This is a genomic window from Brevibacillus panacihumi W25, from assembly GCF_000503775.1.
Classification (GTDB): Bacteria; Bacillota; Bacilli; order Brevibacillales; family Brevibacillaceae; genus Brevibacillus; species Brevibacillus panacihumi_A.
The window spans coordinates 1,308,857-1,324,472 of the sequence record NZ_KI629782.1 but is presented as its reverse complement, the minus strand read 5'-3'; the positions used below and the strand labels follow the sequence as shown (position 1 = coordinate 1,324,472).

The 15,616-nt window shown below is 46.6% G+C and carries 12 protein-coding genes, 1 tRNA gene, 4 pseudogenes and 1 other annotated feature; of the genes and pseudogenes, 6 read left to right on the top strand and 11 right to left on the bottom strand.

Translation table 11 applies throughout. From position 1 onward, the window contains the following. Nucleotides 1–76 precede the first annotated feature (76 nt). From htpG to T458_RS35650, 10 genes and pseudogenes are all read right to left on the bottom strand, one after another. Nucleotides 77–1,954 (bottom strand): molecular chaperone HtpG, encoded by a 1,878-nt coding sequence (htpG, locus tag T458_RS35690; RefSeq protein WP_023555813.1) that lies wholly within the window; start codon nucleotides 1,952–1,954, stop codon nucleotides 77–79. A gap of 144 nt (nucleotides 1,955–2,098) precedes the next feature. After that, nucleotides 2,099–2,374, bottom strand: a pseudogene (locus T458_RS56385) (hypothetical protein); the annotation flags it as partial. 73 nt (nucleotides 2,375–2,447) lie between these two features. Beyond that, entirely contained in the window at nucleotides 2,448–3,806 is a 1,359-nt protein-coding gene (locus tag T458_RS35685) for a transposase (RefSeq protein WP_023555811.1), read from the bottom strand. Between the two features lie 124 nt (nucleotides 3,807–3,930). Continuing rightward, the gene (locus T458_RS35680) at nucleotides 3,931–4,827 is read right to left on the bottom strand and encodes a substrate-binding domain-containing protein (RefSeq protein WP_051410026.1); all 897 of its coding nucleotides are present in this window, start codon (nucleotides 4,825–4,827) and stop codon (nucleotides 3,931–3,933) included. A gap of 106 nt (nucleotides 4,828–4,933) precedes the next feature. After that, nucleotides 4,934–5,410: a YbaK/EbsC family protein gene (locus tag T458_RS35675; RefSeq protein WP_023555810.1), complete on the bottom strand. Its 477-nt coding sequence runs from the start codon at nucleotides 5,408–5,410 to the stop codon at nucleotides 4,934–4,936. 27 nt (nucleotides 5,411–5,437) lie between these two features. Continuing rightward, nucleotides 5,438–7,000: a 2-isopropylmalate synthase gene (locus tag T458_RS35670; RefSeq protein WP_023555809.1), complete on the bottom strand. Its 1,563-nt coding sequence runs from the start codon at nucleotides 6,998–7,000 to the stop codon at nucleotides 5,438–5,440. 58 nt (nucleotides 7,001–7,058) lie between these two features. After that, nucleotides 7,059–7,292 (bottom strand) — a binding site (T-box leader). 66 nt (nucleotides 7,293–7,358) lie between these two features. After that, on the bottom strand, nucleotides 7,359–8,696 hold the full coding sequence (locus tag T458_RS35665) for a methyl-accepting chemotaxis protein (protein WP_084567924.1): 1,338 nt from the start codon (nucleotides 8,694–8,696) through the stop codon (nucleotides 7,359–7,361). Then, complete coding sequence (locus T458_RS35660; RefSeq protein WP_023555807.1) at nucleotides 8,647–9,348, bottom strand: PDC sensor domain-containing protein; 702 nt, start codon at nucleotides 9,346–9,348, stop codon at nucleotides 8,647–8,649. The genes T458_RS35665 and T458_RS35660 overlap by 50 nt, the downstream gene beginning before the upstream one ends. Nucleotides 9,349–9,602: 254 nt before the next feature. Continuing rightward, nucleotides 9,603–10,163: a spore coat protein gene (locus T458_RS35655; RefSeq protein WP_023555806.1), complete on the bottom strand. Its 561-nt coding sequence runs from the start codon at nucleotides 10,161–10,163 to the stop codon at nucleotides 9,603–9,605. Between the two features lie 95 nt (nucleotides 10,164–10,258). Further along, nucleotides 10,259–10,672, bottom strand: a complete 414-nt coding sequence (locus T458_RS35650; RefSeq protein WP_031305484.1) for a VOC family protein — start codon at nucleotides 10,670–10,672, stop codon at nucleotides 10,259–10,261. A 218-nt stretch (nucleotides 10,673–10,890) separates the two neighbouring features. Between T458_RS35650 and T458_RS35645 the strand changes: the two genes are divergently transcribed. After that, nucleotides 10,891–10,966 (top strand) — tRNA-Ala (locus T458_RS35645). A gap of 208 nt (nucleotides 10,967–11,174) precedes the next feature. Further along, a pseudogene (gene sstT, locus T458_RS35640) lies at nucleotides 11,175–11,921 on the top strand (serine/threonine transporter SstT); the annotation flags it as partial. 386 nt (nucleotides 11,922–12,307) lie between these two features. On the opposite strand, the pseudogene T458_RS56880 reads toward sstT, so the two are convergent. After that, nucleotides 12,308–12,448, bottom strand: a pseudogene (locus tag T458_RS56880) (IS1595 family transposase); the annotation flags it as partial. An 86-nt stretch (nucleotides 12,449–12,534) separates the two neighbouring features. Between T458_RS56880 and T458_RS0128520 the strand changes: the two are divergent. The 4 genes and pseudogenes from T458_RS0128520 to T458_RS35620 all read left to right on the top strand — a co-directional run. Then, a pseudogene (locus T458_RS0128520) lies at nucleotides 12,535–13,035 on the top strand (cation:dicarboxylate symporter family transporter); the annotation flags it as partial. 485 nt (nucleotides 13,036–13,520) lie between these two features. Then, complete coding sequence (locus tag T458_RS35630) at nucleotides 13,521–14,072, top strand: DUF1697 domain-containing protein (protein WP_023555801.1); 552 nt, start codon at nucleotides 13,521–13,523, stop codon at nucleotides 14,070–14,072. A 197-nt stretch (nucleotides 14,073–14,269) separates the two neighbouring features. Further along, the gene (locus T458_RS35625) at nucleotides 14,270–14,653 is read left to right on the top strand and encodes a MerR family transcriptional regulator (protein ID WP_023555800.1); all 384 of its coding nucleotides are present in this window, start codon (nucleotides 14,270–14,272) and stop codon (nucleotides 14,651–14,653) included. Further along, nucleotides 14,650–15,465, top strand: coding sequence for an NmrA family NAD(P)-binding protein (locus T458_RS35620; protein WP_023555799.1), 816 nt, complete (start codon nucleotides 14,650–14,652; stop codon nucleotides 15,463–15,465). Before T458_RS35625 ends, T458_RS35620 begins: the two co-directional genes overlap by 4 nt. The last annotated feature ends 151 nt before the right edge of the window (nucleotides 15,466–15,616 follow it).

The window sequence follows — 15,616 nt, the reverse complement described above, 5'->3', positions numbered from 1 at the left end:
CTTTTTCTAATAAAGATGAAAAGCCGCACAATTCCAGTCAAAAAAAAAGAATACGGCATTTCTGCCGCATTCTGACTCACACCATGATCTTGCAGATCTCATTTGTAAATTCTACAGGGTCCTGGATCGGCAATCCTTCAATCAACAGCGCCTGGTTGTACAGCAGGGACGTATACAGGGCCAGCTTTTCCTTGTCGTTGGCATAAGCGTCCTTCAGGGCTTGGAAAACCTCATGGTGTACATTGATTTCAAGCACCTTGTCTGCCTTTACTTGCGGATTGTTCGGCATGGCATTGAGGATTTTTTCCATCTCCAGGGAGATTTCGCCGTCGCTGGTCAGGCAGACCGGGTGGGATTTCAGGCGCTTGGAGGCGCGCACCTTGGTTACCTTTCCGGACAGCTGGCTGGTCATATAGTCGAACAGCTCCTGATTTTCGCTGTTTTCATTGGCTTCCTTGTCCGTATCATCAGCTTCGATGCCCAGATCACTGCTGGATACAGAACGGAATTCCTTCTCTTTATACGTCTGGAGCATCTTGACTGCGAACTCGTCAATATCTTCGGTGAGGTACAGGATTTCATAGCCTTTATCCGCCACCAGTTCGGTCTGTGGAAGCTTTTCGATGCGTTCGACGGATTCGCCGGTCGCGTAGTAGATGTACTTTTGCTCTTCGGGCATCCGCGAGACGTATTCATCGAGCGAGACGAGCTTCTTCTCTTTGGAGGACGTGAACAGGATGAGATCCTGCAGGGTGTCCTTGTGCATCCCGAAATCGTTGTAGATGCCGAATTTCAACTGTCTGCCAAACGCTTTGAAGAATTGCTCATACTTCTCACGCTCGGTTTTGAGCATGGTTTGCAATTGTCCTTTGATCTTGCTGTTGATATTTTTGGCGATCAGCTTCAATTGACGGTCATGCTGCAGCATCTCGCGGGAGATGTTCAGGGACAAGCTCTCCGAATCGACCATCCCTTTCACAAAGCTGAAATAGTCAGGGAGCAGATCGGCGCATTTGTTCATGATCAGCACGCCATTGGCATACAGCTCAAGGCCTTTTTCGTACTCCTTGGAGTAGTAGTCAAACGGAATGCTCTCCGGGATGTAGAGGATGGCCTGGTAGATGACGGCGCCATCAGCGCTGATATGGATATGCTTGAGCGGCTTGTCAAATCCGTAGCGCTTTTCATTGTAGAACTGCACGTAATCCTCGTCGGTCAGCTCGTTTTTGTTCTTGCGCCAGATCGGGACCATGCTGTTGATGCGCTGTTCTTCCTTGTACTCCTCGTACTCGCTGTCGCTGCCTTCCTTCAGGCGCTGTCCGCTGACGTCCATTTTGATCGGATAGCGGATAAAGTCGGAGTATTTTTTAATGATCGCTTTCAGGCGATACTGGTCCAAATATTCGTCGTAGCTTTCTTCTTCTGTATTTTCCTTGATTTTGAGGATGATGTCCGTACCGTGGCTTTCCTTCTCGCAAGGCTCGATGGTGTAACCGTCGGCTCCGGTCGATTCCCATTTATAGGCTTGGGTGGAATCGACGGATTTGCTGATGACAGTAACCACGTCAGCCACCATGAAGGCAGAGTAGAAGCCGACGCCGAATTGTCCGATGATGGCATGGCCGTCTTTGGTTTCGTTCTCATTCTTGAAGGCGAGGGAGCCGCTTTTGGCGATGATGCCCAGATGGCTTTCCAGTTCTTCCTGGGTCATCCCGATCCCTGTATCCCGAATCGTCAGGGTGCGATTCTCCTTGTCGGCGATGACCTTGATATAGTAGTTGTCTTTGTCAAAAACCAGATTTTGATCGGTCAAAGCCTTGTAGTAGATCTTGTCGATGGCATCGCTGGCATTGGAGATCAACTCCCGCAGGAAAATCTCCTTTTGCGTGTAAATCGAGTTGATCATCATTTCCAAAAGCCGTTTGGATTCAGCCTGAAACTGCTTTTTTTCCATGGAAATAGCTCCTTTCCATCCACATGACGTCAAGTTTTAGCACTCTCGGTCTTCGAGTGCTACCCAATATTTTTATAGCAGTACCCTATTTTAAAGTCAATACGGGATTGCCTGATGGTTCCAGCAAATCGCTTTCTGGCAGCTCTATGATCCCGTGAGCGGGGTGTATCCCGTCTTCTCCACGAGAGATTGGCCTTGCGGGGACAAGATCCATTCGATGAGTTTGGGCACATTCGGGTTTTCGCTGCCCGCCGTGATGGCATAAAACTCTGCGGCGAGCGGGTAGGTCTTGTTCGCGATTGTTTCCTTGCTGGGCATAACCCCATCTACCTCAAGAAGGCGGATGTTTCCGTTTTGGACCATCTCAGTGGCGAAGAAGCGGAACGAATATCCGATGGCATTAGGATAATTTTTGTAATCGAATCAATTTCATAATTGCTCATCTTAAAAATATACAGACTGCCCCAATCTCTTCTTTATCCTTTTTTAAAAACTAAGCCGCGACTGGCTTCTTGTTTTCCAGTGCGTTACGAATCCGATCAGTGGCTAATTTAGCGGCATTATAAACAAGAGTTACCAAATCAAAATGAACTTTGGCCCTCTTCCCTGTGCGATAGCGTACGTTGTTCAGTTGGAAAAATTCTTTCAAATAGGCATTCACCCGCTCGACAGCTGTTCTTTGGTCATAGAGTTCTTCCCACGTTTTTGTTCCTCTGGCCGGAGCCGTATACTTCCGAAGATCCGTTTCGACCTTAATTTTATACACCTTCTGACAGAGGGAATCTTGAGCCAGTGGACAGTCTTTGCACTCCTTGGGACGTACAAATTTCAGTGTTTTGTACTTTTTATCATAACTGTCGTAACGATAGGAGTGCTCTCGGACACATGTGGGAGCAAAGTGCTGGTCGAACCCAACCATTTCTCCTTCATTCCGCTTGTTGTAAGCAATAATAGCGTGAGCATCCATTCGACTGATTTGCTGATAAATGGGTTTGTAGTCATACCCTGCATCCATGATTCCATAATGTATACGATCCGGCAGGATCGTCTGAACTCCTTTGAGCAAAGGAATCGCCGCTTTCCCATCATTCATACTTCCAGAGGACATAAGGGAACGAAGAATGTATTGACTTTTCGTGCCGACAGCAAGATGTGCTTTGTATCCGTACCAAAACACGTTTTTCCCTTCACTATTTTTCTTGATTCCCCAGTCAGGCTGTAAAGGGACATGGGTTAAGAGCTCTTCCAATGGGGCATCCAGTTGGGCTGCAATAGATTTCTCGTATAAGGACTTTTGGGCTTCTTCTTCTTGCTTTTTCTTGTCGTATATTTCTTTTTCTGCTTTCGTTTTACGTCCGCGTTTCTTCGGTTCCGGCTTTGGCTTTTTTTCCTTTGCTACTCCACGGTCACGAGATTCAAAATGGGTCGCATCGAAAGCAACCGCTTCATCATTCACGAACCCTTCTTGAATCGCTTGGAGCAATAACGTATCTTGAACCTTCTCGAGAAGTGTTGTTTCAGATAGCTTCTGAACCAGACGTGAGTACGATGCCTCAGAAGGAAGGCTGTCTGAAACCAAAAAACCGCATTCCAACCGAAAGATAAAGTCATGTTTAAGCCGTTTCCGTAAATCTTTCACGGTTGGAATCCGTTCTACGATTCGAGCGACCAAAGAATACAGCATAGCAGCATAATTCAACTCAGTAGGAGCTCCATAGATCGACTTTTTGGAGATAACACAAAGAATCGGATCGATGTCAAGGGTGGAAAAAATCGCTTCAAATCGTTGGGGAGGTTCTAAGTCGAATAATTCTTGTATATCAAACAGGCTTCCTTGTCTTATAATGGACATTGGGAGTCATCCTCCATTCTCTTAAGTTTGGGTCGCACTTAACTTATTAGAGATTTGGGGAGGTACTCCTTTTTCTATGCTCAAAAACCCTTGAGCCCGTAGGGCTTAGATTTATGAAATTGATTCAATCAGATGTTTTTTCGATGATGCCTCCCATGCCGCTGATCCGATCTTCGTTGGGCGGCTTCATCAGCTTGTGGTTGCCCATGATTTTTTGCAGCATGGTTTGGCTGCCGCTGTTCTCCGGTCTTTGAAAAGCGCGGATCGGTTCATTTTTCCCGCCTACCTCTTGCCAGTTGGTTATGGCACCGGAGTAGATTCCTTGGATTTGCTCCGTCGTCAGTCCTTTGACCGGGTTGTCGGCATGGACGAAAAAGACAAAGGCTTCCCGACCGATCGGGGTGAGCTTAAGCTCGACTCCGTTTTCTTTGGCGATAGCCAATTGCTGCGTGGAAGGACCTGCGACGAAAATCAAGTCAGCACTGCCATTGATCAAGTTCGTGTAAGCTTTTGGCGTCGTATTGACACTTATCTCGCTGTCGTAGAGATCGTATTCCTTCTTTGGATAGACAGCCTGGGCGAAGGCGGAATAGAGCGGGTAGAGCGCGGTCGCCCCATCCAATCGGGGCAACGGGGACTCCAGCCTCAGCGTAGCAGGCTGATCAAGCGTCACTGCTTTGGTATTCTCCTGGAATGGCTTGTAAGCGGACAAGTCAAAATCCTGTTCGCTGACGGTTGGAATGCTGTTGTGATAGGCTTGATTTGCTTCATATGCGGCGGTCGCCAATGCGCATACAACGAAAAATCCAAGCAGGGAGTGATTGGCGATCCGTATTTTGCCGGGGGCGAAGAAGAGCATGATGATATACAGAATCAGTGCAGCCGTGATCGCGATGACAAGAGGCATGTAAAAGGTTTGTCCGCCAGACAAGACGGAAATGAACGTAGCAGCGAATCCGAATACCGCAATGATGATAATGGTTACCAGGCAAAAAAAGATTTTTCCTATCCATTCTCTCACGATTGTATCCTCCTACCCTTTATATGCCTTTTCATTATACCGAATTGGAAGGAATTGGACAGCGGAAGAATGAAAAAAGCACGAGAAAATCTCCCCGTGCTTCGTGCTATTTAATCGACATGACTTGACCTTGTGTCATCGCAATCAATTGGTCTGGCGTTAGTTGAAACACTGCTTTGGGATGGCCTGCCGCTGCCCAAATGGTCGAGTATTGCAGGAGACCCTCATCCAGGATGGTCGTGATGGCCTCCTTATGTCCGATCGGGGCGACACCGCCGATGACAAATCCTGTTTTTTCACGTACGAAGTCAGCATCAGCCTTGCCCAGCTTTTCAGACAAAAGGGAGGCAATATGCTTTTCGTTCACGCGATTCACTCCGCTCGCCACTACCAACAGCGGCCTGTCGGAAAGAGAGAGGCGGAAGATGATCGACTTGGCTATTTGCGCGACTTCGCAGCCAATTGCATCTGCGGCTTCCTGAGCAGTACGCGCACTGTCCGGAAGTTCCACGACCTGGTTCGAGTATCCCATCTCCTGCAAAAGATCTTGGAATCGTTGTGCGCTCTCTTTCAACGGAATCATATGACAACCCTCCAACTACAGAGAATTTTAGGTGTAGCTGCGCTCTGGTGTCAGGCTTTCCTGGGATGCGGTGTCGAGCAGCGCGGCATTGATTCCGTTCAGGAACGCCAGGGCGCTTGCTTTGATAATGTCGGTATCCATCGCACGGCCCGAGTAAATATTGCCCTGGTATTCGATGCGGATGTTGACCCGCCCGATGGCTTCTTTCCCACGGGACAGACTGTTGATCTTGTAATCCTTCAGTTGCACATCATGCCCGACCAAGGTCTTGATGACGCTGTAGAGAGCATCGATCGGTCCATCTCCCACGGCACTTCCGACGAAGGTCTCCGAGCCTTTTTTCAAGGAGACGGTAGCTGTAGGGGACTGGTTGTTGGTGATGACCTGGAAGGAATCCAGCTCGAACAGATGGCTGTCTTTGACGTCGAGCGTGCGGTGATTGGTCACCAGGTAAAACACGTCGTGGTCGTATACTTCCTTCTTGCCGTCGGCCAAGGTGAGAAATTTTTCGAACAAGACCTCGAATTCGGCAACATCGCTGGTGTCGAAGCCCAGCTTTTCTACGGCATTCTTGAAAGCGTGGCGGCCGGAGCGGGCTGTCAGGATCAATTCCATGCTTTCTGCGCCAACTTCCTCTGGCGACATGATTTCATACACTTGCTTATCCTTGAGCAAACCGTCCTGATGGATGCCGGAGGAGTGGGCAAAAGCGTTGTCTCCCGTGATCGCTTTGTTGACCTGTACATCCAGACCTGTCAAATAGGTGAGCAGACGGGAGGTTCTGAGCAGCTCGGTTGTCTTGATGTTGGTGTGGCACTGGAAGCTGTTTTCCCGCACTTTGAGAGCCATGACCACTTCTTCCAGGGATGTATTGCCCGCGCGTTCCCCCAAGCCGTTTATCGTCACCTCGACTTTGTCGGCTCCATTTTTGATAGCGGCCAAGGTATTGGCTGTCGCCAGTCCGAGGTCGTTGTGGCAGTGTACGCTGAGAATCACGCTGTCATCGAGGTTTTTCAGGCGTTCATTCAGCTTGCGGATCATCTCGCCGAATTCATCCGGGACAGCGTAACCGACGGTGTCCGGCACGTTGATCATTGTGGCGCCTGCCTTCACGACGGCCTCAATCGTTTTCCAGAGATATTCGAATTCGGAGCGGGACGCGTCCTCGGTCGAATACTGGACATGCGGGAGCAAGGTTTTGGCGTATTTGACCGCTTCTACGCCCATTTCCAGAACAGCGTCCTTGGAGCGGTTGAATTTTTTATCTACATGGATGTCAGAGGTGCCCAAGACGATGTGAATCAAGGGATTCTGCGCCAGCTTGATGCTGTTGTAGACTGCGTCGATATCGCTTTTGACGGCGCGTGCCAAGGCGGTAATGGATACGGTGTCGCCGACGCTGCGGGCGATTTCTTGCACAGCTTGGAAATCACCGGCGGAGGAGGCGGGAAAGCCTGCCTCGATAATATCCACTTGCAGACGCTTCAGCTGTTGGGCAAACTCCACCTTTTGCTGCACATTCAATTTGGCGCCGGGAACCTGTTCACCGTCACGCAGGGTAGTGTCCAATACGATGATTTTACGACTCATGATCATGTCCTCCTTCAAGTGTGGGGTATTTTTGCAATAAAAAAACCCCGTCTCTACGTATAGAGACGAGGTTGAACTCGCGGTACCACTCTAATTCATTTCAGCAATGCTGAAATGCTCTTCTTCGATGGCCATCACCATCTATCCTTGTAACGGTGGAATTCCGGCAAACCCTACATATCAGGCCGCAGTTCATAGACGAGTTCAAAGTGAGCCACGCTGCCGTTTCGCACCACCCAACGGCTCTCTGAAAGGTTTCTTCACTTCTACTATTTCTAATCGCAACATTTAGATGTGAAATTTTTGTTAGTATATCCGGTTGTGGAGCAATTTGTCAATACGTAGCCAAAACATTTTTTTATAGTTTAAACGTCTGGACGGATTGCTGCAAGTCTTCTGCCATTCTCGCCAGCGTGAGGGAAGTAGCGGCGATTTGCTCCATGGACGCACTCTGCTCCTCCGCTGCAGCGGCCACCTGCTGTGTGGTTCCGGCGAATTCCTGGGAGATGCCCTGGACGGATTCAATGGAGGAGACCATTTGGTTGGAGCCAGTCTGCAACTCCTGGATGGCTTGTGTGACCTTTTGTATATGCAGATACACTTCTCCAGCAGAGTGGGAAATGGCGTGAAAGGAGTTCCCGGCTTTTTCTGTCAGTTGCGTTCCTGCTGGGACGGCAGCAATGCCCTCGTTCATTTCCGTCATGGATGCCTGGATGTCGGTTTGGATCTGTTGGACAATCCCGCCGATTTGCTCGGCAGCCAGAGCCGATTGCTCCGCCAATTTTCTTACCTCATCGGCAACGACCGCAAAACCCCGACCATGTTCACCTGCCCGCGCCGCTTCGATCGCTGCATTGAGGGCGAGCAGGTTGGTTTGACTGGCGATGCCGCTTATGACGGAGATGATATTCTCGATTTCCGCAGATTTGCTGCCTAGTTCATGGACAGTTTGGGCGATGCGGTTTGTCTTGTCTTCAATCTGCTTCATCTGGTTCATCGATTCCGTCACAGCCTGATTCCCTTGGCTGGAGGTTTGTACTGCCTCATCGGAAAGCTCGGTCACATTTTGGCTGAGTTCGGAGATGTGGACAATCTCACTGGACATTTTCGTTACGATCTCGAGGGAGCGGTCGGTATTGGTTACTTGCTGTCCCGCCCCTGATGCGATGTCCTGAGCGGACGCAGAGATCTGTTCGATCACACGGCTTGTTTCTTCTGCGCTCGCCGTCAATTCCTGAGAGGAAGCGGCAACCTGTTCGGATGTCGAGGCGACTTTTCCAATCAGCTCGCGCAGCTGCTTGGTCATTTCCTGGACATGCTGACCCAATTGGGCAATCTCGTCCGTGCCTTTTATCCGTACGGACGCGATGGTCAAATCTCCTTGTGCAATTCTGGTTACCTGATGAATCACCTTCGTAATCGGCTTGGCAATCGTACCGCTGATGTAGATCGCCAGGATGACAACCAGCAGGGCTGCAATCGTCATCACAAGTAGCATATCCATTTGAATGGCGTTCGCGCTGGCTAATACGGTATCCAGGTTGATTGTGTAAAAGATGTTGTAATCCGTTTCCGTGATCGGAGCGAAGGCGATCAGGAACTCGACCCCATTCTCCGTGTTCAGGGTGATGCCCGTTTCATTTCTGTTATTTTTCAAAATGGCTTTCAAATCTTCGCTGAAGTCCGTCCGTCTCATCCACCGTCTTGGCAATCAGATCTTGATTAGCGGCGTACTGTACACGTTCATTCCCATCCACGAGAAGGATGTCCGCTTCGTCATCTGTGTCTTCCATAAAGGTTTTGATAAACAGTTCAAAGTTGACAGTTCCATACATGACGCCAAGTACCCGCCCCTGCTTGTCTTCAATGGGGGAGGAGACGATCAGGATTCGGTTCCCCGTCGATTTGGAGACGATGATGTCAGAGAAATAGGAATCTCCCTTGATCCCTTTTTGAAAATAATCCGTGTCATGGATATTCAACTCGACAATACTCGGTGTGGAATTGGCGATGACAATCCCTTCTGGCCCTGCTACGCCTACAGATTCATAGACTTTGGAGTGGTTATGTATTACTTCGAGGTAAGGTGTGATTCCGGAGGGGTCCAGGGATTGAACCGTGTCCGTCTTGGCCGACAGCTCGATTTCAGACATATGGCGATCCAGCCATTGGTCCATGGCTGCAGCTTTCGTCTCGACAATGCTGCGGAAGGAGTTTTTTTGATTCTGAATCAATTCTTCTGAGGTTTGCTGATAGGTGATAATGGATGAGGTGAGGAGTGGCAAGAGTGCGATAAGCAGAAACCAAATGATTAATTTTGCCCGAATACTTTTCCGTATGTTCCCCATGATGTCAAGCCTCCACAAGTTCAAGTTCGCGATCAATAGCTGTCTTAGGGCAAAGGTTCATTCCATTGCAGTTTGTCGGTTTTTCGCTTACCTCAACTCCTTCATACATGCTAGGGGAGAATGTAAAACACCCTTGGCTCGAACCCCCAAGGAAACGAGCAAACTATTATCATATTTTCTTGAATTGCGCAACGATTTTCACCTATAGGAAAAACCCATGCTGAACATGCAGCATGGGCTACTGACCATTCTTTTTACATCATCATAGCGGGCTGTTTCACAGGTTGGTACAGGGCACCCAGCGTTTGCAATGTAGATGCAGCTGCGGGCTCAACAGGATAGTATCCTTTTTTTACCATCCATTGCCATACCTCATGCGCTTGATGGGAACACATCCGAAAAGCGTCCTCCAGGAACGTCCTGACCTCCGGATTGCCCATTTCCATCGCGGCCCAGGCATATTCTCTGCCTGCTCTTTTCAGAGTCAGCAGGTAGGCTGTCGCGATTTCACGGTCATTAAAATCCTGCGCATCTGTGCGCGGTGTCACCGGAGTAGTTGTATTCGCTTGTGTGTAAGATTGCAGGGTTTGCTGAATGTCTGGCACGGGCAAAGGGGACTTGGCGCCTTCCGGGAGACTCAGGTACTCGACTTTGTTGTTATAGTCCTTCAGATGCAGGGGGAAATGTCTTTGCAACATGGCTTTGAATTCTGGGTCTTGGATATGGTTCATAAAGTAGCCCATGTTCGTGATCGAGTTGACACAGCTCATCGTCAGTTCATGTATATCCATTGCTTCATGTGTGGTTAATTGCAATGTGGTTCCACTCCTTTGGGTCATATACCAGCAGTTGTATTAATTCCCGTAGGAGGAGAAGTTATTCGGTATTACCAAGCAAAGGGAAGGAGGTCCTACCCCTGCGGTATCTTCCCTGGATCCATGTACAGCACATTCCAGCGATGACCATCTACATCAGCAAAACCGGCCCCGTACATCCAGCCGTCTTCTTTCGGCTCGCTATAGATGGTCCCGCCTGCCTGCATGACCTTCTTTACCAGTTCGTCTACTTCGTCTTTGCTGTTTGCTCCGATAGAGAGCAATACTTCCATGGATTTGCTTGTATCGGTGAGGTCACTTCCCGCGAAAGAGCGGAGAGTTGCTTCAGGAAAGAGCATGACGGCGACGTTCTGTTCACCGATCAGCAAGCTTACGACTTCATCGTCATTGGGACAATTCGGGTTGAGCGGAAAGCCAATTTCAGTGAAAAAAGCTTTGGATTTGCGGATGTCCTTGACGGGGAGGTTGATCCACAGATCCTTGGGCATTTTGGACATAATGATTCTCCTTTCAGGAGCAGGATTGTTGATGCAAGCATATCATAAGGGGAGCACGGGGGATTCTTATGGATTGCGGTCTCTGCTACATTCTTGCCTTGATGAAGGAGTCATATGGGGCAACAGGGAAATGTCGGATGTTGCGGAAAAATGGTATGTATTTTTTGTTGACATTGAAATTTGTCCATGCTAAGATAAATCTTGTCCATGGGGCATTAGCTCAGCTGGGAGAGCGCTACACTGGCAGTGTAGAGGTCAGCGGTTCGATCCCGCTATGCTCCACCATACTTAACCTTAAAAACGGCAGAGATGCCGTTTTTTTGTTTACACCCCGATGGTAATGGGCAGGCATGTATGTAGCATGTTGGTAAGTATAGTAATGTTGTAAAGTGTAGAAAAATTCATTATAATAGTATTTGTTTAAAGAAATTAAACTTTATCGCAGGGTTATTAGAAATGATTAATTTTATCTTCAACTACTGGGGGAACATCTATGAAAAGTATACTGAAAAAGTGGAATCAATTGAGCCTGGTAAAACAAATCATTGTAGGTTTGATTATCGGTATTATCCTAGCTGTTACGATCCCCGAAGCAGCAAAGCCTGTTTTAGTTTTAGGCACTTTATTTGTAGGTGCTTTGAAAGCGGTTGCACCTGTGTTGGTACTCTTCTTGGTTATGTCAGCCATCGCTCAACACAAGAGTGGTCACCAAACGAATATGAAATCCATTATCGTCCTATATCTTTTAGGAACCTTTTTAGCCGGATTAACCGCAGTAATTGTAAGTTTTATTTTTCCTGTAAGCTTAACACTTGCAAATGGCGCTGAGGGTGTGACGGCTCCTAGCGGTGTTGTAGAGGTTCTCAAATCATTACTGCTAAACGTTGTCGATAACCCAATTAAGGCAATTTATAATGCGAACTATATCGGTATCTTAGCTTGGGCGGTACTCCTTGGTTTGGCTTTAAGAAATGCCCCTGATACGACAAAAACGATGATTTCTAATTTTTCAGATGCTATATCCAAAGTGGTTACATGGGTGATTAAGTTTGCCCCACTAGGAATTATGGGTCTCGTATTTGATTCTATTACTACAAATGGAATTGAGTCGTTACTAAGTTATGGAAAATTACTTGCTGTTTTACTTGGTTGTATGGTCTTTGTGGCGCTAGTTGTCAATCCAATCATTGTGTTCATGGTTATACGTCAAAACCCTTTCCCGCTTGTTTTTAAATGTTTGGCTGTGTTAAAATTTAATGTTGATAATTGAGTAAAATAGGGAAAACCAACAAAATGGGTTTCCAACCACTTTGTTCTCTTATTATACAATCACCAAATATTAAGGTCTAAAGTTAAATGATGTTAAAAAACTTTAAACTTTGCCAAATGGCAAGACCTAAAAAGAATACAGCAATTATCAAGAAAAACCAAGAGTAATAGTTCTTTTTGCCTCGTAGAATTTTGTAAACCAGAAAAAACAAAATAGTAATCAACATTGCCATTCCGACTATTACCAATAGAATATTAATCATAAACGTAACAATCCTCCTTGCTCTAATAATAATTATGCATTGAATTTTGATTTACGCAAACTGACATATGTCTCCGTCATCTCAAATACAAATGACAACGATAGCGTTGGCGACCGTTGTATTCCCCGAACCTTACAACGTGAACATAGCGTTTAACCCAATGATAAACTTGTTCTGTTTGTGTAAGTGGTAGTTTGTCTATGTGTTTTAACAAGTTACTAAACGCTTTGCTCATACTTTTAACCTCCGAATATTTGTTCTTATTATTGTGCTTAGATTTCGGATAGATATCAAATATCAACATTTATCTTTAACAGAGCCAAATGTTTAAAGGAAAGTGGTCTTACAGCATTCTTTACACGTAGCTCAGCTGCGAATATTCCTGTAAATATGAGATTATGTGAAAATCTAGGTTTAAATAAAGATAGTTATTCAGTATCCATTCCATTAGGTGCAACCATTAATATGGCTGGTGCCGCTGTTACCATTTCTATTTTAACCCTTGCGGCGGTTCACACACTTGGTATTCAGGTGGACATCCCTACAGCAATCATCCTAAGCGTACTATCAGCTATATGTGCTTGTGGCGCTTCAGGGGTTGCTGGTGGATCCTTGTTACTGATTCCTCTAGCATGCAGCTTATTTGGAATCTCTGCTGATGTTGCTATGCAGGTTGTTGGAGTAGGCTTTATCATAGGTGTTTTACAAGATTCTTGTGAAACAGCACTTAACTCATCTACAGACGTACTTTTCACAGCAGCTGCTGAATTTAAAGAGTGGCGTAAAGAAGGCAAAAAAATAAATATCAACAAAGCAGTGTAAAGAAGATAGCTTCTTAGCGGTAATTGAACTGCACCCCAATTGTTAGATTCTACTGGCAATTTGAGGTGTAGTTTTTTTAATGAGCCAAGAAATCAAACATCTTCATCATATCGGACATGTGGTGTCCCGAATATGTGTTCCTTCAAAGCGTAATAACGCAATGGAAATCCTACTCACAGTACGTTCCATGCTGGCCTGGATTACCGGAAGCTTATCGGGGATGCTTGCATTCGACTGATCTGGAAGCATCGGCAGCCCGGTTGGATCAAGCGAGCATTGGGAACAGTGGAGCTGTGGGAAATTTATCTTTGTGTGGAAGATGCCCGAATGGAGGAATTCGAACACGACTCTGGGCCAAGTAGACCGCAGATATTTACTAGGTGATCTTTTTCTGGATTCATATGTTTTTTCGGTAATTTTTGTTAACATTGATATTCAAGGATAATTAACTTCCTTCTGAAACTCTACCAATCCAGGAGGTAATGATGGTCTATACTGCTCTGCTCCGCGGAATCAATGTCGGCGGAAAAAACAAAGTAGATATGAAAATGCTGAAACAATCATTCGAGCAAGCCGGAATGAAAAACGTCGTAACATATATCAATTCGGGCAATATCATTTTTACAACCATCGACCACTCCAAGAATGATATAGCGCAAATTCTCGAAAAAGCGATTCTGAATACCTTCGGATTGGATATCAAGGTGCTGGTGCTTAGTTTAGAAGACATGAAGAAAGTAATGTCCTCGCTTCCCGAATCATGGACAAACGATGATAAAATGAGGAGCGACGTCCTTTTTTTATGGGAAGATATCAATGACGAATCCATTCTCGATCAGCTGACCTTCAAACCGGAGATCGAAACGGTGAAGTACGCTCCAGGTGCGATTCTGTGGGCGATTGACAAAATAAACGTGACGAAAGGCAGCATGACAAAGTTGATTGGTACGAAATTGTATAAACAGATGACGATCAGGAATGTAAATACGACACGTAAAATATATGAGCTGATGCTGGCAGCAGAAAACAATGGGTAGGATGAATGCGGACAAAAGTGGTTCGCTTTCTGTAAAACCGGCTTCCTCTGCAAGCTGCTGAATCAGCACCCACCTTGGCATTCATAAAGCAGTCAATCATGACTGCTTTTTTGTATTTTTATCCTTAAATTCTTGACCTTCACACTAACGTAAAAGTTTATTATATGGTTAGCAATCCTAATCAGGAGGTGATCGCTTTGAGAATAGGCAAGGTAAGTAAATTAACCGGCGTCAGTGCTCGTTCGATTCGACATTATGAGGAGAAAGGATTAATCAATACCTCTCGTCAAGAAAATAATTACAGGGAATTTGATGAAAAGGTAATCGAATCCATAAATACCATTCAACTTTATCTAGGTTTAGGCCTAACAACTGATCAAATCAAAGAGATTATGTTTTGCCAATATCCTGAGCGTCAGGAACATAAGGAGAAGAACGTGTATTGCGAGGAATTACTCCTTATGTATAAGTCGAAAATGCATGAGATCAACAAACAATTAGCTGCTTTAACGGAAGCAAAGATACATTTGTCTGAGAAAATCAAGCTGATGGAACAAAAACGGGAGGAGAAAAACGAATGACCATATTGGTAACAGGAGCGACGGGGACAGTAGGGCGGCACGTCGTCGACCAACTGATTCGAAGGGGGCAGAAGGTGCGAGCATTGACGCGTAATCCGCTGCAAGCGAATTTTCCTGCTGATGTGGAGGTTGTCGCGGGAGATTTAAGTGACCCGAGTACGCTTGATTCTGCATTGGTTGGTGTAAGTGGCATGCATTTGATTACAACAGGGGCAGAATATACCCCGTTACAAACGGGACCGGAACTGGTAGAACTTGCTGTGAAGGCAGGAGTACGCAGAGTTACGGTTTTATGGAACGGCGAGAAGGGTCCTTTTGAGAGGGCAGTGGAAGCAAGCGAACTGGAGTGGACTCAACTTCAAGCTTTTGAGTTTATGGCAAATGCGCGGAAATGGGCAGATTCCATACGCTCCGAGGGGCTAGTCCGGGATTTATTTGGGGGAGCACGAATTGCTCCTGTGCATGAAGCCGATATTGGAAGAGTCGCGGCAGTCGCACTGACTACGGACGGCCATGCAGGTAAAATATTTACATTAACAGGGCCTGAGAGTTTGTCCGTTCAGGATAAAGTTCGGATCATTGGTGAGGTCATCGGACGTGATATTCGATTTGTTGAGAGCTCTGAAGAAGAAGAACGTGAGCAAATGAGGAGGATGGGTGTCCAGGAGGATGCTATTGATTACGTAATTCGCTGGCACCTCAATCCCCCTAAATCCGCGCATACGGTATTGTCGACTGTCGAGGAAGTAACAGGACACAAGCCGTATACTTTTGCAGAGTGGGTTAAAATGAATGCCGGATACTTTATGTAATTCGAAATTCAGGCACTTGTTAGGGGAGTGGAACCGACAACGGGGGTAGAGCAGCTACACTGGCAGGGTAGAGGTTACGATCCCGCTATGCTCCACCATACAAAAAATAGGAAACACGCCAACATCGGGCGTGTTTTTTTGCGTCGACGTT